Origin of the sequence: Collinsella stercoris DSM 13279, assembly GCF_020735465.1 — a bacterium.
Taxonomy (GTDB): Bacteria; Actinomycetota; Coriobacteriia; order Coriobacteriales; family Coriobacteriaceae; genus Collinsella; species Collinsella stercoris.
The window spans coordinates 874,999-896,765 of sequence record NZ_CP085935.1; the positions used below are offsets into that span (position 1 = coordinate 874,999).

Sequence of the window (21,767 nt, forward strand, 5' to 3'; positions counted from 1 at the left end):
TGCGAAAGGACCATCCATGAACTCCCCCATCACCCGTCGCGGCGCTTTCGCCCTCATGGGGACCGCCGCCCTCTCCCTCGCAGGCACGGGAGCGCTTGCCGGCTGCGGAGCCGACGGCAACGACGAAGGCGCCGTGACCGTCGGCTCGAAGGCCTTCACCGAGGGCGTCATCCTCTCCGAGCTCTACGCGCTCGCCTTGGAGGACGCCGGGATCCAAGTCAAGCGCTCGTTCGAGATATCGGGGTCGCTCATCCACACGGCGCTCACCAGCGGGGACATCGACCTGTACCCCGAATACACCGGCACCGGCCTCATCAGCGTCTTGCAGATGGCCCCCATCACCGACCCGCAGAAGGCCTACGACACCGTCAAGGAGGCCTACGCGCGCGAGTTCGACCTCACGTGGCTCGACCAGTCTCCCGCCGCCGACGGCCAGGGGCTCGTCATCCGCACCGACGTCGCCGAGAAGTACGGCATCGAGACCATCTCCGACCTTCAGCAGCACGCCCCCGAGCTGCGCTTTGCGAGCCAGGGGCAGTTCGATGAGCGCCCCGACGGCCTGCCCGCCCTCGAGGCGACGTACGGCCCCTTCGACTGGAAGGAGCGCGCCATATTCGACGAGGGCCTCAAATACGAGGTCCTCAGGAACGACGAGATGGACGTCACGCCCGCCTACACCACCGAGGCGCAGCTCACCGATGACGCCTTCACCCTGCTTGAGGACGACAAGCGCGTCTGGCCGCCCTACAACGTGGCACCCGTCGTGCGCAGCGAGGTCCTCGAGGCAAACCCCGCCATCGCCGAGGCGCTCAACCGCGTGAGCGCGGCCCTCACCACCGAGGACCTCACGCGGCTCAACGCGCGCGTCGACATCGATAAGGAGGAGTACGAGGATGTCGCCCGCGACTTCTACGAGTCCCTGTAGCGAGCGCGGCGACAGAACGGGAACGGCAATGACCCCGGCAGTCGAATTCAAGGACGTGACCAAGCGCTTCGCGGGCGCGGCCTCGCCGGCGCTCGACCACGTGAACCTTACCATACAACCCGGCGAGCTCGTCTGCGTGCTGGGCACGTCGGGCGGCGGCAAGACGACCCTCATCAAGCTCATCAACCGCCTGCACGACCCCGATTCCGGCACCGTACTCGTCAACGGCCGTGACGTCTCCACCATCGATCCGGTCACCCTGCGCCGCGGCATCGGCTACGTCATCCAGCAGACGGGGCTCTTCCCGCACATGAGCGTCGCGAAAAACATCGCCTGCGTGCCCACCATCCTCGGATGGGACCGCGACCGCATCGACGCGCGCGTCGACGAGTTGCTGAACCTGGTCCACCTCGATCCCGCGGTCTTTAGAGACCGCTACCCCGCCCAGCTCTCGGGCGGGCAGCAGCAACGCGTCGGCCTCGTGCGCGCCCTCGCGGCCTCCCCCGACCTCATGCTGCTCGACGAGCCCTTCGGGGCCATCGACGCCATCACCCGCGCCAGCCTGCAAGACGAGCTCCTGCGCATACACCGTGACAGCGGCAAGACCTTCATCTTCGTGACGCACGACGTCACCGAGGCGCTCAAGCTCGGCACGAAGGTCCTGGCCATCGATGAGGGGCGCATCCAGCAATACGCCGAGCCCGACGAGCTGCTCGCGCACCCCGCCACGCCATTCGTGCGCGAGCTGCTCGCGTGCCAGGGCTACACGCGCGATGGTCGGAGGGGCTAGATGAGCGTGTTCGCCTACATGGCATCCCACGCCGACCAGCTCATCGAGGCGACGCTCGAGCACCTCGCGCTCTTGGGAGCCACGATGGGCATATCCTGCGTCTTGGCGGGATTCGTCACCCTCGCGTGCCTGCGACGCGAGCGCCTGGCGGACGCCGTGGTGGAGCTTCTGGGCGCCGTCTACTCGATTCCCAGCATCGCCCTGTTCGCGCTGCTCATCCCGCTCACCGGGCTTGGAAGTACCAGCGCGGTCCTGGTCATGGTGGTCTACAACCAGTTCATGCTCGTCCGCAACGCCCTGGAGGGGCTGCGCGGAGTGGATGCCGACCTCATCGAGGCCGCTCGCGGCATGGGATTCAGCGAGAGGCAGGTCCTGCTCGATGTGCGGCTCCCCCTCGCCCTTCCCGCCATCATCGCCGGCGTGCGTCTCGCCTCCATCTCCACCGTCGGCATCGCCACCATCGCCGCCACCATCAACGCCGGCGGCATGGGCGCGATTCTGCTCAGCGGCCTGCGCAGCATGAATATGGACAAGATCCTCGCGGGCACACTCTGCAGCGCCGCGATCGCGCTCGCGTGCGACGCCCTCTGCCGCGCGCTCGAGGCCCGGGTCCGCACCCGCATGCCGCGGTAAGCACGCCTCGACCGCAAGGCATCGCCGGCCGCAACGTATCCATCTTGTGCACCGCGCCAATCGCCGCGCAGATCCCCCTGTTCCGGGTACACTGTGTGGGTATGCGCGCACATGCGCGCCCATCGATGACCCGGAGGCAGAGCATGACGCCACAACACGATCGCGAGCCTGAGCGAGACGGCGCTCTCGGGAACGTCGAGGGCGAGAGCGGCACCCCGGGCCGTGAGCACCGCGCGCCCAAGATCAGCGTGGGCGACGCCTCTTCCGCCCAGGACCGCAAGGCGGACTCCTCCTCGATGAAGCAGGTCCGCACCACGTTCATCTTCCTCGGCTTCGTGTCCCTCGCCTACGTCGCGTACCTGGTCGTAAGCGGTCAGGTCGACGACTTCGTGCGCGCCCTCATCGGCGTCAATCCCGCTTGGCTCATCGCGGGCGTCGTCTGCTTTTTGTGCTATTACCTGTTCGGCATCCTCGCCTACACCGCCATCGTCGTGGTGGACCACGACTCCCCCGTCGGGTTTCGCGACCTCATGAGCGTCGAGGCGTCGGGCGTCTTCTTCATGCGCCTCACCCCCGGGGGCGCGGGCGTCATTCCCTCCCAGATCTATCGCCTGACCCGCGCGGGACTGCCCTTGGCAGACGCGTCGGCGTTGCAGTTCGTGCGCTTCACCCTGTACGAGGCGGGCGAGGGCATCTTCGCCGCCATCATGCTCCTGTTCTGCGGGGACTACTTCCTCACCACATTCTCGGACGTCAAGATCTTGGGACTCGATGTCACCCTCATCGGCATCTTCATGTTCGCCTTCAAATTCGTGCAGGTGGGCGGCGTCTTCTTGCTGTGTCTGCTGCCGGGCCCCATCCAAAAGCTCGGGGCGCTCGGCCTCAGGATCGGCCGCGCCCTGCACATCCTCAACCAGGAGCGCTACGAGCGCTACCTCGACTTCGTCACCACGCAGGTCTCCACGTTCTCGCAGGCGTTCCGCTCCGCCGCCTCCAACTGGCACGTGCTGCCCGTGGTGGAGACCCTCACCCTTCTCCAGCTTGGCTGCATGTACGCCCTGCCCTACTTCGTCTTGCGCTCATTCGGCCTCGAGGCGGACCTGCTCATCTGCCTCGCCTCGGGCTCCATGGTCGAGCTGCTGGTGAACGCCATCCCGCTGCCCGGCGGCGCGGGAGGCGCGGAAGTCGGCTTTACCTACCTGTTCCAGAACATGTTCGGCTGGCACCTCTCGGCGGGTCTCGCCATCTGGCGCTCCATCGAGTACCTCCTACCCGTCGTGATCGCCGCGCCCTGCATGGGCATGCGCTCCACCACGGGAGAGAGCATCTACAACCGCTGGAATCGCCGCATGCACAACATTCACCACGTGGCGCGGGGCGATTGGGGCGGCGTCAAGCGTCCCGAGGGCGTCAAGTTCAAACCCGCCGCGCGGCCGGGCGCCAATCGCTCCGGCACCTCGACGCGCGCGAAGACCCAGCGCCTTACCGACGGCGTCCCCTTTAAGCTCCCCACCGCGTCCGCCCCGGCAAAACCCGTGCGCTCCGAACGGGACGCGCGCGACGGCGCGGAGAAAGAGGAGCGCCGCTGACGTCCCGCCGCATCGAGGACACGCGCAGCCCCGCGCCCGCGGTTCATCTCGCACCGAGGCGGCATCTTAGCGAACGCTCATGCTTCGCCCATATTAGAACGTTTCAATCATGCTTTTCCCTCTCGATTCGCGCAAAACGGGTTAAAATGAACCTGCATGTCAGGTTTGCCTGGACGCGCCGCCGCACGGCAGGCTCGCCCGGCACCAACTACGAAAGAGAGGAGAGGCATGCAGTACTCACAGGAAGTGGAGAACATGTGCCCCGTTGCCAAGGGTGCATACCACGGCCCCGCGCCCATCCCGGAGGAGGGCAAGTGGGTCCAGGCCAAGGAGATCAAGGACATCTCCGGCCTTACGCACGGTGTTGGCTGGTGCGCCCCCCAGCAGGGTGCGTGCAAGCTCACGCTTAACGTCAAGGAGGGCATCATCGAGGAGGCCCTCGTCGAGACCATCGGCTGCTCGGGCATGACCCACTCCGCCGCCATGGCTTCCGAGATCCTCCCCGGCAAGACCATCCTCGAGGCCCTCAACACCGACCTCGTCTGCGACGCCATCAACGTCGCCATGCGCGAGATCTTCCTGCAGATCGTCTACGGCCGCAGCCAGACCGCGTTCTCCGAGGGCGGCCTGCCCGTGGGCGCCTCCCTCGACGACCTCGGCAAGGGCCTGCGCTCCCAGGTCGGCACCATGTTCGGCACCAAGGCCAAGGGCGCTCGCTACCTCGAGCTCGCCCAGGGCTACGTGACCCGCATGGCCCTCAACGCGAACAACGAGATCATCGCGTTCGAGTTCATGAACCTCGGCAAGTTCACCGACGCCCTCAAGGCCGGCAAGACCCCCGAGGAGGCTATCGCCGGCGCCATGGGCCACTACGGTCAGTGGGAGAACGCCGCCAAGTACATCGACCCGCGCACCGACGAGGAGACCCACACGGTCGCCAACGTCTTCCCGGTTCACGAGTAGAAAGGGAGGGATAGATAATGGCTGTTACTTTCGAAGGTTACGAGCGCCGCGTTGAGAAGATCAACGCCTGCCTCGCCGAGAACGGCATCGCCTCCCTCGAGGAAGCCGAGCAGATCTGCCTCGACAAGGGCGTGAACGCCCGCGAGATCGTGCACGACACCCAGTCCATCGCGTTCCAGAACGCCGAGTGGGCTTACACCCTGGGCTGCGCGCTGGCCATCAAGAAGGGCGCCAAGAGCGCTTCTGAGGCTGCCGCCATCATCGGTGAGGGCATCCAGGCCTTCACCGTTCCGGGCTCCGTCGCCGAGGACCGCAAGGTCGGTCTGGGCCACGGCAACCTGGGCGCCATGCTCCTCTCCGAGGACACCGAGTGCTTCGCATTCCTCGCCGGTCACGAGTCCTTCGCCGCCGCTGAGGGCGCCATCAAGCTGGCCCTCAACGCCAACAAGGCCCGCAAGACGCCGCTTCGCGTCATCCTGAATGGCCTGGGCAAGGACGCCGCCCAGATCATCGCCCGCATCAACGGCTTCACCTACGTGAAGACCCAGTTCGACTACTACACGGGCGAGCTCAAGGTCGTCGAGACCATCCCCTACTCCGATGGTCCCCGCGCTGCCGTTAACTGCTACGGCTCTGACGACGTCCGCGAGGGCGTTGCCATCATGTGGCACGAGAACGTCGACATCTCGATCACCGGTAACTCCACCAACCCCACGCGCTTCCAGCATCCCGTCGCTGGCACCTACAAGAAGGAGCGCATCGAGGCTGGCAAGAAGTACTTCTCCGTCGCTTCTGGTGGCGGCACCGGCCGTACCCTGCACCCGGACAACATGGGCGCCGGCCCTGCCTCCTACGGCATGACCGACACCATGGGCCGTATGCACTCCGACGCCCAGTTCGCCGGTTCCTCCTCCGTGCCTGCGCACGTCGACATGATGGGTCTCATCGGCATGGGCAACAACCCCATGGTCGGTGCCACCGTCGCCTGCGCCGTCGCCGTGAACGCCGCCATCAACGAGTAGCACTCACGTCGCACGCCTGAAGACTCGGCATGAGAAAGGCCGTCGTCCGCAAGGACGGCGGCCTTTTTGCGTCATGAGGGGCACCCGCACAGCAGCACGGCTGAAGCCTTCGAGCGTGTTCATGCAGCAACGTCATGTGGCGCCCCTGCGCACCTCCAAAGGCAACAGCAGGGCCATTCGGAGGCGTGCAGGGGCACGAAAACCGTAAGGGGGAATCCTTGCCTTAGAGCTCGGTGGCGCACTCCCCCGCCGCCATGTCGACCACGCCGCGGACACCCTGCTCCACCATGCTGTCCACATCGATATCGGTGTAGAACGCGATGTGCTGCGTCAGGATGACGTTGGGGAACTGACGCAGGTAGGCCATGTTGCGGTTGACGAGAATATCGTGCGTGCGGTTGACGTGATAGATGCCGTCCTCCTCGGCGAACACATCCATGGCGAGGGCGCCGATCTTCTCGCTCTCGACGCCCTCGATGAGCGCGTCGGTGTCCATGAGCTCGCCACGGCTCACGTTGACAAGCACCACCCCGTCGCGCATCTTGGCAATCGCATCGGCGCCGATTATGCCGCGCGTGGCGTCCATGAGGGGCACGTGCACGGTGATGAGATCGCTCGCGCCGTACAGCTCGTCAAGATCGACATACGTCACGCCGTGCCGCTCGGCGAACTCCGCGTTGGGGTACGGGTCATACGCCAGGATCTTGCACCCGAAACCGCTCAGGTACTCGATGACGGCGCGACCGATGCGGCCGGTGCCCATAACGCCCACGGAGAGCGTGCGGAGCTCGCGCCCCTGCAACCCCGCCAGGGAGTAGTCGTTTACCTGCTGACGCCACATTGCGGGCTTGTATTTGCGCAAAGCCATGAGCATGAGCATGACCGCAAACTCGGCAACGCCGTACGGCGGGTAGGTGGTGTTGCACACGTGGATGCCCAGACGCTTGGCGCTAGCGACGTCGATGTGGTTGTAGCCAATGCTGCGCGTGGCGATGTAACGGACACCGCGCTCGTGCAAAAGCTCGAGCATCTCGGCGTCGAGCGGGCTCTTGTTCACGATGACGATACCCTCGGCACCATCAAGCGAATCGATGGTCTCACGGGTCAAACATGCAGGCGACCAGCTCACCTCGCACCCCTCGGGCAGCGAGGCCGCGACGCGCTCGAAAGCCTTCAGCTCATCGTCGCGCAGTTCAAAGACTTTGATGTTCATGACGGGCACTTCCCATCTCATTCGGTGTGTACGTTGAGAAGACTATATCCCATGCCCCCGCGTTGCGCGCGACCGCCACAAAGCCTGCGCAGCCTGAGATGTCGAGCCGGCGACATGCCCAGCCAGCGACATGCGTTCGGAGATGCGTTTCCAACGATGTGCGGCAGAAGCGATGCGCGGCAGGAGACTGGTTCCGCAGACCGCGCGACGCGGATGCCGCAAGGCCGAACATCCGCGCGACGCGGATGTCGCAGGGCCGCGCGGCCTCGCACCGAGGCGCGTAACGGGCTGAACGCGGCGCGTCCAGGTTGGATGCACACGCGCACACCCCAGGCCCCCATCGACATCGCATATACGCACCGATCGCGCGCGCGATGCGACCGTCCGTGCACTTTTTTGCACGTGCCGCGCAACGCGGATTGCCGGCACTCGCGCGCTTGCGTACGCTATCACATGCATGACGCGAGGAGGACTTATGTGCACAAAATCCGACGTGTTGGTCATCGGCGGGGGCATCGCCGGAATCACCGCGGCGATCGAGGCGGCACGGGCCGGGGCCGCAACCACGATAGCCTGCGCGGGGCCGCTCTTTGGCGGTTCGAGCTTCTATCCCGGAACCTGGGGGCTGGGGCTCATAGGCCCCGAGTCCGAGGCGGACGAGGCGGACCTGATAGCGACCATCGAGGACGTTGGCTGTGGCATGGCCGACCACGAGTTGGTGGAGGTCTTCGTTCGCGGCATCCGGCCCGCCATCGCATGGCTCGAGGAAGACCTCGGCGTGCCCCTCAAGCGACCTTCCAGCGCGCAGAGCGCCAGAGACAAGACCTTCATACCGTGCTTCGACCACAAGCAGCGCCTATGGCGCGGCATCACCCGGCAGGCCTTCGAGACGGCGGCGCGGCGCACCTTGAAGGCCCTGGACGTCAATGTGCTCGAACGCACCGAGCTCATGGAGCTCGCGAGGTGCCATGAAGACGATGCGGCCGTGTGCGGCGCCGTCTTCTTCGACCACGCAAGCGCGAGCCTGCGGACATGCGCCGCTTCGAGCGTCATCCTCGCGGCGGGAGGCACGGGAGGGCTCTTCGAGCGCAGCTTGACCTCCGCGGATGTCCTGAGCTCCGTCCATGCCATCGCCATGAGTGTGGGCTGTGAGCTTGTCAATATCGAATTCATGCAGATGATGCCGGGGCTCGTGTCGCCGGTACGGGGCATCGTGTTCAACGAGAGGACCTTCCGATACGCCATCCCCGAAGATGCGAGCAGCATCCTTCCGCGCAGTGAAGCCGCACGTGCCGACTTGCTCGAAGTCCGCTCAAGCCACGGGCCTTTTACCTGTAGGCTCGACGATGAGCGCGTCGACCGCGCGATCGATGCGGCGGGGCCATCCGGTATGCCCATCCATTTCCGCTTCCCCAGCGATGATGTCCCGGAATTCGTGCAGACCTTCTCCACCTGGATGCAGCAGAGCCTGAATATCGTGCCCACCGACGAGCTGCGAATCGCCATGTACGCGCACGCCGCAAATGGAGGCGTTCGCATTGACCGGAATGCCTGGACGGGCGTCGAGGGGCTCTACGCTTGCGGAGAGCTCACGGGCGGCATGCACGGGGCCGACCGTATCGGCGGCCTCTCGAGCGCGAACGGCCTGGTGTTTGGTAGGATCGCCGGCAAGGCGGCCGCCCGTCACGCCAAGCAGGTGCCATGCGCCGATCAGCCCCTGGACCATGGCCGTACGCGGGGCGGAACATCATTGCATCGAGATGATGCCGAAGCGTCACACGCTCGTATGGACGACGTAGGCGCATCGACCTGCATTTCGTCGCAGCGAGATGATGTCGCGATGCTTCATGCCCGTATGAACGAAGCGGCTGAATCGACCTGCATTTCTCCGCAGCGGGAGGATGCCGCGACGTCTTACGCCTACATGGATGAGATGTGTGCATCGGCCTGTATTTCGTCGGATCGAGATGATGCAGCGATGCCCCAAACACGCATAGATGAAGTGGGGACATCGACGCACGCTGTCGAACGGCCGCGGAGCGCTTCGTGCGAGGAAGCCCTCGGCGCGGCGCTCAATGGCCTGAGGATGAACGCGGCGCCCCTGAGCGCAGCGGACGCGGACCGTATCGCACGGGACATGCGGCACATCATGGGTCAACACGCCATGATCACGCGAACGGAAGACGGCCTTAGCGAGGCGCTTGCGGATATAGAACGCCTGCAACGCGAAGCCGGCTACCACCAGGCATGCCGCGGCTGCGATATCCCCTCCGATGTATCGATAGCCAGAGGAGTACGTGTGGCATCCCAACTTACTCTCGCCCGCGCCATGCTACGAGCCATGCTCAATCGCCGCGAAAGCATCGGCTCGCACCTGAGGATCGACACCTTTAAAGACTGATAGGGGCAGCCCGCGTCCACCAACGTAAGTACGCCGAGTGAGCGCTTTTCCAACGTTTGAAGGTGTCCAAACGTTGGCAAAGCGCTCACTCGATATAAAGGGAGTCCCGTGGGGAGCTTACGAGTCCACTCCTTGTTGGGCGCCGACGCTCCCCCTGCTACATGCTGGTGCTCGGAGGCGCAATCGATCGCATCTTTCGCCGCCGGCAAATAGTTCAAATTTTTCTGAGATTACCCCTTGCATTGAGTTCGATAAGCATGCATAATACTCTTCGCTGTGTGACAGACATGGTGGGTGTAGCTCAGTTGGCTAGAGCGACGGGTTGTGGTCCCGTAGGTCGAGGGTTCGAGTCCCTTTACCCACCCCATTCCCTTTCACACGGTAGATGCAAATGGACCGTTAGCTCAGCTGGCTAGAGCAGGGGACTCTTAATCCCAAGGTCCAGGGTTCGAATCCCTGACGGTCCACCACATTGCATCCTTTGGATATACGGGCGATTAGCTCAGCTGGCTAGAGCAGGGGACTCTTAATCCCAAGGTCCAGGGTTCGAATCCCTGATCGCCCACCCATTGAATTTTTCAGTCCCATTTGGGACTGTTTTCTTATACCTCTATAGAATGCCCCGCGATATATGAGTCGTAGAGCATATCACGCTATATGACACGAATCACATCTACGCTTTAGACGGGCACCGCGTCTGCGGGTTCCCAATCGAGATACATCGATGTGCCGCTTGCGGGCATGGTGTATCTTCTCCCGCGGACTCCCTTTATATCGAGTGAGCGCTTTTCCAACGTTTGAAGGTGTTCAAACGTTGGAAAAGCGCTCACTCGGCGCACTCACGTTGGTAAACGCGAGCAACGGCGCAAACGCCGCAAACAGCGCAAACGGACCAAACAAAACGAGTCTATGGACGAGCCTTGCGATGCCTCAGAAGACGCACCACACAGAACCGCAGCACCATGGCTGCGGCAGCACCGCTGCAATCGAGCAGAACATCGGCCACCTGGCCGGAGCGACCCGCCACAAAGAGCTGAATGGTCTCATCGACGGCGGGGACGAACGCGCACAGGACGGCAGCGGCCGTGAGCGCGCCACGCGACAGGGTCCTTTTGGGATCGAGCGCCTGGGACGCGATGAGCCCCAGCACGAAATACTCGGTAAAATGCGCGGTCTTTCTCACCAGGAAATTCGTGACCCACGCATAGGGCAATCCGAGGGAGCGAAGCAGCGAATGGGCCGCCTCCATCACGGCGAGGCTCAGCGACCCGCTCCCCTCCCCAGGAACGAGCGAATTGCCCCAAATGAACAGCGCAAAAAACAAAGTAAGCAGCAACCAGGGCAGGCTCACCTTGGAACGCAGCTGGCGAAACAGGGAGTCCACGCGAATTACGCCTCCGCGGTTTGAAGCGAGGGCATGGCCGCGGTACCACCCTCGATGACCTTGAGATATTCATGCGCCGTATGATGCACGCTCTTGGAGGGCACGCGATTGAACTCCTCCTCGATCAGCTCGTTCACATGGCTGTGCTCGCGCGTGGCGCGGTTACCCTCGGCGATGGCCGCCATGCGACGCGCATCGATGTGCGAGGTATCTACGGTAGGAGAAGCCTTGGCGGCGGCTGCCGCGACATGGGCGGCTGACGCGACATGGGCGGCATGGGCGCCGGGAGCGGCCATGGAAGGCTCGAGCTCCTGGAGAATCGCAAGTGCGGCGGCCCACATACCCTCGTGCCCCGAGTAGTCAGCAACGGGGACCGAAATGTCGTCTTCGCGAGACGCAGCCGGTGCCTCGGATACGGCGGAACCCGACTGCACCTGCGCAGGCGCCGCGTTCGTTCGATCAGCTGAGGACGCAGCCTGCACCGCGACAGCCGGTGCGAGTGCGGACGCCGCGGACATGTTGGGAAGGACGGGGGCATAGGAGCGCTGCACCACGGCATCGCCGTACAGGGCGGCCATGGCCTCGTTGCGAGCGTTCGCCTCATCCGCGTCGCCCGCATACGCGGAAGACCCCGTGGAGGCCACATCAGCCTGCGGAGCGGACTGCGTCTGGGCGGCTGCGCGCTCAGCCTTGAGAAGCTCCTCGAGGGCGATTTGGTACATGTCCTTGGAACGAGCGGGATCGCAGCTGATCGGCGAGTCCTCGTTGAACATGGCGTCGATCTCGGCCCATGCCTCCATCTCGTCAAGGGCATCGACCGCGCGCGAGATGACCGGAACACCCGCGGGAGCGCCGCCACGTGCAAAGCGCTTTCCACGGGGCGCGGCGCCCTTCGTCATCATCTGCGCTGAATCGGCGCGCGTGGAGGAGCCGTCATACAAGGAGGCGAACCGTGCCGCCTCGGCCTCGTCCTCCGCGACGCGCTCGGCATGCCGGTCGATCAGGTGGCCGGTGAGGGCGAGCATGCCCACGCCGGCGACGATGCCCGCCGCGAACGGCAGGGCGTCCGCGCGCGCCGCGTCGTTCACGCCGTCGAACGGCAGCGTCGCGGCGTAAACGGCGAGCGGCAGCGCGATGCCCAGACCGGCCGAGATGCCGATTGCATTTCCGCGATACCCGATTTTAGCTGCGGCCATGGCGCGCTCCCTCAACAACCTCACGATTACGTACGGCTTCCCCGCACCCGCATGGACGGGCGCGAGAACCGGTCGGATGGAAAAGATGAAGAGCATGGCTTTAGGGCGAAAGGCACCCAAAGCAACGGATGGTGGTTCGTTTCATCTGCGTTTTCCGTCGCGATCTGTGATGATTATCCGAGAATTCGCAGGTATTTTCAAGCGCGTTCGGTAAATGGAGACGCCGCGCGCGCAAACCGCGCGCCATGGTTGGCGAACCCCATATTGGGGAACAAGATTCTCGAAAGAGACGCCGCGTGACGGCGAGGACATTCGTAACATACGTCGCGCGACGGCGAGGATATCAAAGGAGCGATCATGACGCGCATTGCCATCGTCACAGGGGCCAGCTCGGGCCTGGGAAAGGAATTCGTCAAGCACATCGATGCCGGAGCGAGCGGGCAAATCGACGAGATATGGGTGGTCGCCCGCCGCCTTGAACGGCTCGAGGCGCTCCAACGCACATGCGGGACGCCGGTGCGGCCCTTCTGCCTCGACCTCACCGACCCGGCATCGTTCGAGGTGATCGAAGGGGCTCTGGGCCAGACCCCGGGCGCCGAGGTCGCGCTGCTGGTGAACAACGCGGGGTTCGGCGTCTTTGGAAACGTCGCCATGCAGGACAAGCGCGACGGCGGAGCGATGGTGCGCCTGCTCATGCAGGCCCCCGTCGAGCTGATCTACCGTGCGCTCCCCTATCTGCGCCGGGGGTCGCGCATCATCAACATCGCCAGCGTCGCGGCGTTCCTCCCCCAACCCAATCTCGCGGTCTACTCGGCAGCCAAGCGGTTCATCCTCGATCTATCGCGTTCGCTCGACGCCGAGCTCGGGGGCTCCGACATCCATGTGACCGCGGTCTGCCCCAAGTTCATGCAGACGGAGTTCCTCGATACCCCGGGCGATGCGACCGCCGCCCGCGCAATGACGGCGATCGGATTCGAGCGCGCCGACCGCGTGGCCGCCCGGGCCCTGCGCGCATCGCGCCGCGGGCAATCGCTGTACATTCCGTCGCTCGACATGAAGGCCTACTACGTCGCCTCGCGCGTACTTCCCTACAAGACGGCACTGGCCGCAGAGCGGGCGCTGGGCATCATCTAGCGCACCATCGCACTGCGCCGGACCGTATCCGGAACGACGGCGCACTCAGGTCCATCCAACCAGATTTTTCCATCTACCGCCAAAAAAGAAGCCCTCCCTGCCATCGAACGAAAAGCAGGGAGGGCTTACTGCACTCAAGCGGGCGCCTCGATCAGCCCACGGGAAACGCTCCGCCAGCGGCAGACGCGGTCGATCCCAAGCGAAGGACGGACGAAACCTTGCCCCATCGCTGCGCATGAGATCGCACGGGCAAACGATCCTTAAGCTCGTTAGAGCGCATCCGGGTGATCGGCGGCCTTCTTGGCCGTGCGGATGAGGAAGTCCTGGTTGGAGTTCGTCCCCTTGAGGCCCTTGATGAAGGACGCGGCGGCGCGCTCGGTGTTGTTCATGCCGGCGAGGATGCGGCGGATGCCCCACATGAACGGGCGCATCTGCTCGTCCACCAGCAGGTCCTCGTTGCGTGTGCCGGAGGCGATGGGGTCGATCGCCGGGAAGATGCGGCGGTCGGCCAGGTCGCGGTCGAGCTTGAGCTCCATGTTGCCGGTGCCCTTGAACTCCTCGAAGATGACCTCGTCCATCTTGGAGCCCGTGTCGATGAGCGCGGAGGCCAGGATGGTGAGCGAGCCGCCGTTCTCGATGTTGCGCGCTGCGCCCAAAAAGCGCTTGGGCGGGTACAGCGCGGCGGAATCCACGCCGCCGGAGAGGATGCGGCCGGACGCGGGCGCGGCGATGTTGTACGCGCGGGCGAGGCGCGTGATGGAGTCGAGCACCACAACCACGTCGCCACCCATCTCCACGATGCGCTTGGCGCGCTCGATCACGAGCTCCGACACGCGGGTGTGGTTGTCGGCAGGCATGTCGAACGTGGAGGCGACCACATCGCCCTTGATGGAGCGCTGCATGTCCGTGACCTCCTCGGGGCGCTCATCCACCAGCAGGCAGATGAGGTGCACCTCGGGGTTGTTGATGGCGATGGACTGGCAGATCTTCTTGAGGATGGTGGTCTTGCCGGCCTTGGGCGGCGAGACGATGAGGCCGCGCTGACCCTTGCCGATGGGGCTCACGATGTCGATGGCGCGCCCGGTGATCGAGTCCTTGCCGTGCTCCATCTTGAGCGGCTCGTTGGGATAGATGGGCGTGAGGTCGGAAAACTTGGGGCGCTTCTTGACCTGCTCGGGATCCAAGCCGTTCACGGAACGGAGCTTGGCCAGGCCGGGAAGCTTGTCGTTGGCGCGCATGGGGCGCAACGTGCCCGCGATCAGGTCTCCGGGGCGAAGACCGGCGGAGCGGATCATCTGCGCGGGAACGAACGCGTCGTCGCGGCTGGGCATATAGCCGTGCGCGCGCACATAGCCGAAGCCCTGGTTGTCGATATCCAGGATGCCCTCGATGTCGCGGAAGCCCTCTGCGCGCGCGGCAGCGGCGTAGACGACCTCGATGAGCTCGGGCTTCTTGATGCCGGTGGGGTCGATCTCGAGCTCGCGGGCCTTCTCGCGGAGCTCGGCGACCTTCATAGCGGCGAGCTCCTCGCGGGTGAGCGAGGGCTCCGCGGGCGCAAAGCGGTTGTTGCGCTGCTTGCGGTTGTCCTTCTGGCGCTCACGGCGGTCGCGACGGTCGTTCGCCTTGCCGGTATTGCCCTTATCGGCGCGGTCAGAGCGATCGGGGCGGTCGGCGTCACGGCGCCCCTTGTGCGTGCGCGGTGCCTGCTTGGCATCCGCGGCGCCCTCGGCGCAAGCGTCCTGCGGCACATCCGTCGAGGCCTGGTCGGCACCCTCGGTGGCGTTGGCGCCCTTGGCGGCGTCACGCGCGGCGGACTTGCGGGCGCGCGACCCGCGACCGGGACGCGCATCCTTCTTCACGTCCTCGGAATCCACATGCCCCGAACCCGTGGCATCCTGCGTTTTCACGGCGGCGGCGTCACCAGGTGCGTCCGTGCGCTCCTCGGCGGCGCCTTCCGCACGCTGCTGATCGCGTGCGGCCATGAGGGCCGCCTGACGCGCGGCGAGCGCGGCCGCGGCGGCCTTCTCGGCCTCGATGTACGCCTTGGGCTTGCGTCCGCGACGATGCGGGCGCAGCGCCGGGTCGATCACGGGAACGGCGGGAAGCTCCACATCGACCAAGGGGGCGACAGGAGTGTCGGAAGGTACCGGATCGGAGGCGGGCTTCGCCTTGACCCGATCATTCTCGACGCGCTCGGGAGCGGGCATCACAGGGGCACCGGACGCGGCGGCGTCGGCGGGAGCATCGGAGCGGGTCGCCCTTTTGGGCTTTGCCGGGCGCTCATCCATTTGCTCGTCAGAATCAGCAGCGAGCATCTCGGCCGCACGCTCAGCCGCACGGCGCTGACGGCGCACGACCGACGCCTGGCTGATCTGCGCAAGCGCGCGGGCCTGTATGATCTCGCTCGAAGCGGGGGCCGCCTCCTCGCGGACGGCGGCGTTCTTGGGCTTGCGGCCACGGCGCTTGGGCGCCGCGGGGCGATCGCCGGCCTCATCAGGGCCATTGGGGGAAGCATCGGCAGGAGCATCCTGCGACGCGCCGGCCTCCGCCTTGGGCGTACGGCCACGGCGCTTGGGCTTCGTCTCCTGCGGGGTCGTCGCCTCGGCGCTCGTCGCAGCCGTCACGTCGGCAGACGCGGGCGTATCGGACTTCTCGTCAGACGGGGCGACAGGCTCGACGATGGGAGCCTTCTCGATCGCGTTCTCGGTATTCATTTCTTCAGACACGCGGTTCTACTTTCTTCTCGCGTTTCATATGCGAGCGCTCTCATCACGCCGGGAACGAGCTCGAAAGGGAATTCGCTATAGAAGGGGATTGAAAGCGCAGGTCGCGTTGGCAGAAATATACCACATTCGCGCATTGCGGCAATATTGAGCTGCAAGTTTGCAAAAAGCAGCGTATACAGAAAGCCGCCCGCGCAAAACAGGCGCGGGCGGCAATGGGGCGCTATCGCAAAATCGGATGCAAGAGTTACATCTTGGTGGGGGCGGAGACGCCGATAAGGCTCAGAACCAGGTCGAGGACGGAGCGGACGGCGTCGCAGGCGGCGAGGCGCGCACGGGTGACCTCGGGCTCGACCGGACGGCCCTCGCTCGGCAGCACCTGGCAGGCCTGGTAGAAGCTGTGAAAGCCGGCGGCCAGCTCCTCGGCGTAGTGGGTCAGGCGGAACGGGGCGCGGTCGCGGGCGCACCCGGCGATGAGGTCCTCGAGCTCGGAGATCTTGCGGGCGAGCGCAAGCTCGGTCGGGTCGGTCAGCAGGGAGTAGTCGACATTGGCGCCGATGGCCTTGACGGCAACGTTCTCCATGCCCATGAGCTCAGCCTGCTCGAAGGTGACGCCAGCGGCCTTGCGAAGGATGGAGCAGATGCGGGCGTGGGCGTACTGGACGTAGTACACCGGGTTGGACTGGCTCTTCTCCTTGACGGCATCGATGTCGAAGTCGATGGTCTGGTTGGAGGAGCGGCTCACCAGGGTGTAGCGGGCGGCGTCGGCACCGACCTCGTCGATGAGCTCGCGGAAGGTAATCATCGTGCCCTTACGCTTGGACATACGGACCGGCTTGCCGGAGCGGAGCAGGTTGACGAACTGACCCAGCGGCACCTCGAACTGGCCGGGGTAGCCCAGGGCGTCGCAGACGGCCTTGACGCGGGGGATGTAGCCGTGGTGGTCGGCACCCCAGATGTCGAGGACGAGGTCGACGCGCTGGAACTTGTTCCAGTGGTAGGCGATGTCGGAGGAGAAGTAGGTGTAGTCGCCGTTGGACTTCTTGATGACGCGGTCCTTGTCGTCGCCGAACGCGGTCGACTTGAACCACAAGGCTCCGTCCTCGGTGGTGTAGAGGTAGCCCATCTTATCGAGCTTGTCGTAGGCGCGCTCGACCGGGGACGTGCCCGTCCAGTCCTTCTGGTACATCGTGCGCTCGGACATCCAGACGTCGAAGTCGCAGCGCACGTCGTGGCAGGTGTCCTTCATGTCCTTGAGCATCTTCTGGTAGCCGCGCTCGCGGAAGGAGAGCATGCGCTCCTGGGGGTCCGCATCGACCCACTTGTCGCCGTCGGACTTCCAGAAGGCCGCGGCCTCGTCGATGATGTAGGTGCCGCCATAGGAGTCCTTGCCGAGATCGGCGGTGAACTCATCCATGTAGGGATGCGAGTCGAGGTGCTCGTCGGCCTCGTCCTGGACGTAGTTGTCGCGGTCTTGGGCCAGGAAGTCGCGGGCGGCATCGATGTCGCAACCCTGCTTGGCCATGATGTCGGCGAGCTGCATGTAGCGCTTGGAGATGGAGTTGCCGAACGTGTTCATCTGGTTGCCGTAGTCGTTGATCCAGAACTCGCGCTCGACCTCGTAGCCCGCATGCTGCATGACGTTGCACATGGAGTCGCCCAGCGCCGCCCAGCGGCCATGGCCCACGTGCATGGGGCCGACGGGGTTGGCGGACACGAACTCGATCTGGGTCTTGACGCCCCCGCCCACGTTGGACTTGGCGAAGTCGCGACCCTGCTCACGCGCCACGCCGAAGATGGCGTTGTTGGCGGCGGCGTTGAGATAGAAGTTGATGAAGCCAGGCCCGGCGACCTCGACGTGCTCGATCTCGGCGCTCTCGGGCATGTGCGCCACGACGGCGTCAGCGATCTTCCTAGGCGCGCAATGGGCGAGCTTAGCGGACTTCATGGCCATCGTGGAGGTCCACTCACCATGAGAAGTGTCGGCCGGTCGCTCCATACCACAATCCTCAAGCTCGAATGCGGGCAGGTCGCCAGCCTCCTGAGCAGCGGCCAGTGCAGCACGTACCAGCTCTTCAATCTTCTCCGGCATAGAGGTCCTCCTCATCGTATGGCCCTGAGATGTCCTTCTCGCAGGGCTCACGTACAGACGCACTGTACTTTAGCACAGTGAATCCTCGAGACATCCTGAAATGGAGGTATTTGCATACTCCAGACGCGTTTTCTTTGCCTTTTTCACATCATGACGAATAATCCTCGTTCGGATTATCAGTTAATCGATTTGTCTTCACTGGATTTTGCATTTGCTTATTCATTTGAATTATCAGGTTTTGGTGCTATTTACCTAATTTCCGCACGTATTCGTGGTAATATAAAACCTATAGAGCGCGTAGAGTATTCAGTTGGAGGAAGCATGTTTCACGTTGGCCAGCACGTCATCCACCCCGGGCAGGGAGTCTGCACCGTCACCGGATTCACCGAGGACGCAGTGCATCCCATGATCTTGCTCAGTGCGAAGTCCGGCCACACGGAAACCCACCTCATGTACCCCCTGGCGCAGCAGGACCGCCTGCATGCCGTCATCTCGCGAGAGGACGCCGAGGATCTCTTGGGCGGCTACGCCGATTTGGATGTCGACACCTTCACCGAGCGCAACAGCTCCCTTGAGGAGACGCACTTCAAGCAGCAACTCAAACTCGGCGCGCCCGAGACCGTGCGCGTCGCCAAGACCATGCGCGCGCGCATCAGCGAGGCCGAGGCCCATGGCAAGAAGCCGAGCAGCTACTACACGCGCGTGCTCAAGGAGGCGAGGCGGCGTTCCGTGGAGGAGTTCGCCGTGGCACTCCACGTCGACGAGGACGCCGTCGAGGAGCGCTTCGAGCAGGCTATCGCCCAAGCCGCCATCGCTTCGAATTGAGGCCTGCCCCTTAATTGAGGTTTGAGCCGACGAGGCCCCGACCGTCAGAAGACCCGAAAAGAGCTTCCATGATTTGGGGACAGGGCCGGGTCGAGGTCGCATCGGCATGACCGGTTACGCGCCAGCGCGTGCTATAGTGTGGTGCAGTAAGCCTCCCCCTTCACCGAATGGGGGAATCAAGGTGTCCGGTCCCCGGCCGTAGGTGCGGCGCTTCCAAGGCGTCGAAGATCGGGGGCCCGGGCGCCTTTTTGCACTTCGGCGCCATCACCTAGGAGGAACCATGGCACAGATCAACGCCGGCATGACCCGCGAGGCAGCATTCGACCTGCTCTGCGAGCACAACAAGGACCCCTTCCACATCGAGCACGCCGAGACGGTCGAGCAGACGATGCGCTATTTCGCGCGCGAGTACGACCCTGAGAACGAGGAGTTCTGGGGCATCGTGGGGCTGCTGCACGACCTCGACTGGGAAGAGCACGACGACGACCCGATGAACCACACCATCTACGCCGCGAAGGACATCGAGGCGGCCGGCGGCAGCCACGAGCTCATCCGCGCGATCCAGACGCACACGAGCGACTTCAACACGAGCCTTCCCAAGCCTGAGCTCCAGATGGAGAAGATTCTGTTCGCCACCGAGGAACTCACGGGCCTCATCGGCGCCGCCGTGGTCATGCGCCCCTCCAAGAGCGTGATGGACTTCAACGTCAAATCGCTCAAGAAGAAGTTCAAGGACAAGCGCTTCGCCGCGGGCGTCTCCCGTGACGTCATCCGCTCCGGTGCCGAGATGCTCGGCTGGGAACTCGACGAGCTGTTCGCGCGCACCATCGAGGCCATGCAGAGCTTCGCCCCCGACCGCGACACCTTCACCTCAAATTAGGGACTGTCCCTAAATCGAGGTTTACGGCCGCACCTGCCCCGCGCCTCGGAGCTCATACTTGTACGTTGTGAGCGCCTCAGCGGCAAATGGGCCACGAGCGTGCAGTTTCTGGGTCGAAATGCCGATTTCGGCGCCCAAGCCGAACTCGCCGCCGTCGGTGAAGCGTGTGCTCGCATTCGCGTACACGGCGGCGGCGTCCACCTCGCGCAGGAAGCGCTCGCACGCGGCCTCGTCCTCGGCGACGATCGCCTCGGAGTGGCCCGTGCCGTAGCGGTTCACGTGCGCGATGGCCTCATCGATCCCGCTCACGACTCTCACGCTGATCTCGAGCGCAAGATACTCGCGCCCCCAATCCTCTTCCGTCGCATCGACGAACTCACCGGCAAAGGCGACGCCGCGGACGCGCTCATCGCCGTGAATCACCACGCCGGCGGAGCCGAGCTCGGAGAGCGCCTCTGGCAGGAAGGCATCGGCGATCGAGTCGTCCACAAGCAGGGACTCGCACGCATTGCACACGCCTACGCGCTGGGTCTTGGCGTTCATGATGATCGCGCGAGCCTTGGCAAAATCGGCGCTCTCATGAACGTAGATGTGACAGTTGCCCGTGCCCGTCTCGATAACCGGCACCAGGCTCTCACGAACACAGCGCTGGATGAGGCCGGCACCACCGCGCGGAATCAGAACATCCACCACTCCGCGCAGCGCCATGAGCGCCCCCGTTGCAGCGCGATCGGTCATCTCGATGATGGAAACCGCCGCCCTGTCGAATCCGCTCGCCTCTACGGCATCCGCCAAGATGCGGGCGATTGCGACACAGCTGTTCTGAGCGATGGAACCTCCACGCAAAATGCAGGCGTTACCCGTGCGGACGCAGATGCCGGCGGCGTCGGCGGTCACGTTGGGACGTGCCTCGTACACCATCGCGACAAGCCCCAAAGGCACGCTCACGCGCCTTAGATGAACGCCCTCGCTGATGTCGCGCTCATCGAGCACGCGCCCCACGGGGTCGGGCAAATCGGCGAGCTTATCGAGGCCTGCGGCCATGCCCTCGACGCGCTTCGGCGTGAGCAGTAAACGGTCGAGCAAACCCTCGGATGTACCCGCGGCGCGCGCGGCGTCCATATCGAGGGCGTTCGCCTCGAGAACCTCGTCGGCACGCTGGCGAAGCGAGGCGGCCATGGCGCGCACCGCGGCGCGGCGGGCCTCGTCGGAGGCAAATCCCAATGAACGCGAGGCTTCCTTCGCGTTTCGAGCAAGCTCCTCTACATAAGCGTTGATGTCTGCCATAGTTGCCCTTCTAAACCGCGATGCTCAACTCATACAGCTCATGGGGAGCGATATCCTGACCATTCGGCCAGGAAATGCCCCTGCCTCCAGCAAGCATACTGACGCAGTTGAAATAACTTGGCTCAAGCAGCTCACCGAACCAAGATCCCGTCATATACGGAGCGACGTCAAAAACCCTGCGCTCACCCGAATCATATTCAAGAAGAAGACAGTGCCCGTCCTGCGGGGTCACGCTCGTCAAAAGCGGATACATGGTCATCTCCTAACGAAGGGGATCGATACGGAAGGACTGCTCTCCAGCGGAAAGCAGGTCCCAGTTCGCCCGCAGTTCGTCCTTATGTATTTCCATCCATGCCAGCAACAACTTGAGCTTGCTCTTGGGAATGGAACCTTCGAGTATTTCGCCCTCGAGGCTGACGACGATTTCGTCACCAGAAAACATCGCATGGACATGCGGGAGCTTGTGCTTGCCGCCAAGCTCCCGATACATATAGACGACGATACCGAAAAACATACTCAACGCCGGCATAGGACCCCCAAAATAATAACCGTTCCCCAAGTCTACCCAACATGAACGGCGATGTGCAAAATGCACCCTTATCCAGATTAATCATCGGGGGTCCGTCGCATCGATTCCAAGGTCGACTTCTCCATGCGATCGATTCGGCCCCGAGCGCATACGACAAAACCATCAAACGCGAAAACGGTCG

Annotated in this window: 18 protein-coding genes and 3 tRNA genes; 13 read left to right on the forward strand and 8 right to left on the reverse strand. The window is 64.1% G+C overall.

Going from position 1 to position 21,767, the window contains the following annotated elements; all coding sequences use genetic code 11:
* The first annotated feature begins 16 nt into the window (after positions 1–16).
* The 6 genes from LK434_RS03785 (at position 17) to LK434_RS03810 (ending at position 5,922) form a co-directional block, all read left to right on the forward strand.
* On the forward strand, positions 17–925 hold the full coding sequence (locus LK434_RS03785; protein ID WP_006721129.1) for a glycine betaine ABC transporter substrate-binding protein: 909 nt from the start codon (positions 17–19) through the stop codon (positions 923–925).
* Between the two features lie 28 nt (positions 926–953).
* On the forward strand, positions 954–1,715 hold the full coding sequence (locus LK434_RS03790; protein ID WP_006721128.1) for an ABC transporter ATP-binding protein: 762 nt from the start codon (positions 954–956) through the stop codon (positions 1,713–1,715).
* The gene (locus LK434_RS03795; RefSeq protein WP_006721127.1) at positions 1,716–2,348 is read left to right on the forward strand and encodes an ABC transporter permease; all 633 of its coding nucleotides are present in this window, start codon (positions 1,716–1,718) and stop codon (positions 2,346–2,348) included.
* 143 nt (positions 2,349–2,491) lie between these two features.
* Positions 2,492–3,937: a lysylphosphatidylglycerol synthase transmembrane domain-containing protein gene (locus tag LK434_RS03800; protein WP_148334569.1), complete on the forward strand. Its 1,446-nt coding sequence runs from the start codon at positions 2,492–2,494 to the stop codon at positions 3,935–3,937.
* Positions 3,938–4,165: 228 nt separating this feature from the next.
* Positions 4,166–4,900 carry an iron-sulfur cluster assembly scaffold protein gene (locus LK434_RS03805; protein WP_006721124.1) on the forward strand — a complete coding sequence of 245 codons (735 nt, stop codon included), beginning with the start codon at positions 4,166–4,168 and terminating at the stop codon, positions 4,898–4,900.
* A gap of 17 nt (positions 4,901–4,917) precedes the next feature.
* Complete coding sequence (locus tag LK434_RS03810) at positions 4,918–5,922, forward strand: GGGtGRT protein (RefSeq protein ID WP_006721123.1); 1,005 nt, start codon at positions 4,918–4,920, stop codon at positions 5,920–5,922.
* Positions 5,923–6,145: 223 nt separating this feature from the next.
* Here the strand turns inward: LK434_RS03810 and LK434_RS03815 are convergent, their stop codons facing one another.
* The gene (locus LK434_RS03815) at positions 6,146–7,135 is read right to left on the reverse strand and encodes a D-isomer specific 2-hydroxyacid dehydrogenase family protein (protein ID WP_040361434.1); all 990 of its coding nucleotides are present in this window, start codon (positions 7,133–7,135) and stop codon (positions 6,146–6,148) included.
* Positions 7,136–7,610: 475 nt separating this feature from the next.
* Between LK434_RS03815 and LK434_RS03820 the strand changes: the two genes are divergently transcribed.
* The 4 genes from LK434_RS03820 to LK434_RS03835 all read left to right on the forward strand — a co-directional run bounded on the left by LK434_RS03820 (position 7,611) and on the right by LK434_RS03835 (position 10,101).
* Positions 7,611–9,536, forward strand: coding sequence for an FAD-dependent oxidoreductase (locus LK434_RS03820; RefSeq protein WP_006721119.1), 1,926 nt, complete (start codon positions 7,611–7,613; stop codon positions 9,534–9,536).
* Positions 9,537–9,826: 290 nt separating this feature from the next.
* Positions 9,827–9,903: transfer RNA gene (locus LK434_RS03825), tRNA-His, on the forward strand.
* A 26-nt stretch (positions 9,904–9,929) separates the two neighbouring features.
* Positions 9,930–10,006: transfer RNA gene (locus LK434_RS03830), tRNA-Lys, on the forward strand.
* Between the two features lie 21 nt (positions 10,007–10,027).
* Positions 10,028–10,101 (forward strand) — tRNA-Lys (locus tag LK434_RS03835).
* A gap of 342 nt (positions 10,102–10,443) precedes the next feature.
* Here LK434_RS03835 and LK434_RS03840 read toward each other — a convergent pair.
* Positions 10,444–10,920, reverse strand: coding sequence for a VanZ family protein (locus LK434_RS03840; RefSeq protein WP_006721116.1), 477 nt, complete (start codon positions 10,918–10,920; stop codon positions 10,444–10,446).
* A gap of 5 nt (positions 10,921–10,925) precedes the next feature.
* Complete coding sequence (locus tag LK434_RS03845) at positions 10,926–12,116, reverse strand: hypothetical protein (protein WP_227917842.1); 1,191 nt, start codon at positions 12,114–12,116, stop codon at positions 10,926–10,928.
* 357 nt (positions 12,117–12,473) lie between these two features.
* On the opposite strand from LK434_RS03845, the gene LK434_RS03850 reads away from it, so the two are divergent.
* A complete protein-coding gene (locus LK434_RS03850; RefSeq protein ID WP_006721112.1) occupies positions 12,474–13,250 on the forward strand; it encodes an SDR family NAD(P)-dependent oxidoreductase in 777 nt (258 codons plus the stop codon).
* Positions 13,251–13,519: 269 nt separating this feature from the next.
* Here the strand turns inward: LK434_RS03850 and rho are convergent, their stop codons facing one another.
* Together rho and argS are read right to left on the reverse strand one after the other, a co-directional pair.
* Entirely contained in the window at positions 13,520–15,964 is a 2,445-nt protein-coding gene (rho, locus tag LK434_RS03855) for a transcription termination factor Rho (RefSeq protein ID WP_006721111.1), read from the reverse strand.
* A 256-nt stretch (positions 15,965–16,220) separates the two neighbouring features.
* Positions 16,221–18,065: an arginine--tRNA ligase gene (gene argS, locus LK434_RS03860; protein WP_040361212.1), complete on the reverse strand. Its 1,845-nt coding sequence runs from the start codon at positions 18,063–18,065 to the stop codon at positions 16,221–16,223.
* Between the two features lie 321 nt (positions 18,066–18,386).
* Between argS and LK434_RS03865 the strand changes: the two genes are divergently transcribed.
* Positions 18,387–18,890 (forward strand): CarD family transcriptional regulator, encoded by a 504-nt coding sequence (locus LK434_RS03865; protein WP_006721108.1) that lies wholly within the window; start codon positions 18,387–18,389, stop codon positions 18,888–18,890.
* A 280-nt stretch (positions 18,891–19,170) separates the two neighbouring features.
* A complete protein-coding gene (locus tag LK434_RS03870) occupies positions 19,171–19,770 on the forward strand; it encodes an HD domain-containing protein (protein ID WP_006721107.1) in 600 nt (199 codons plus the stop codon).
* Positions 19,771–19,791: 21 nt separating this feature from the next.
* Here LK434_RS03870 and LK434_RS03875 read toward each other — a convergent pair whose 3' ends face one another.
* From LK434_RS03875 to LK434_RS03885, 3 genes are read right to left on the reverse strand one after another with little or no spacing between them, the layout of a single operon-like run.
* Positions 19,792–21,057, reverse strand: a complete 1,266-nt coding sequence (locus LK434_RS03875) for a glutamate-5-semialdehyde dehydrogenase (protein ID WP_006721106.1) — start codon at positions 21,055–21,057, stop codon at positions 19,792–19,794.
* Positions 21,058–21,067: 10 nt separating this feature from the next.
* On the reverse strand, positions 21,068–21,310 hold the full coding sequence (locus LK434_RS03880) for a DUF2442 domain-containing protein (protein ID WP_148334567.1): 243 nt from the start codon (positions 21,308–21,310) through the stop codon (positions 21,068–21,070).
* A 9-nt stretch (positions 21,311–21,319) separates the two neighbouring features.
* Entirely contained in the window at positions 21,320–21,586 is a 267-nt protein-coding gene (locus LK434_RS03885) for a DUF4160 domain-containing protein (RefSeq protein WP_006721104.1), read from the reverse strand.
* Positions 21,587–21,767 lie beyond the last annotated feature (181 nt).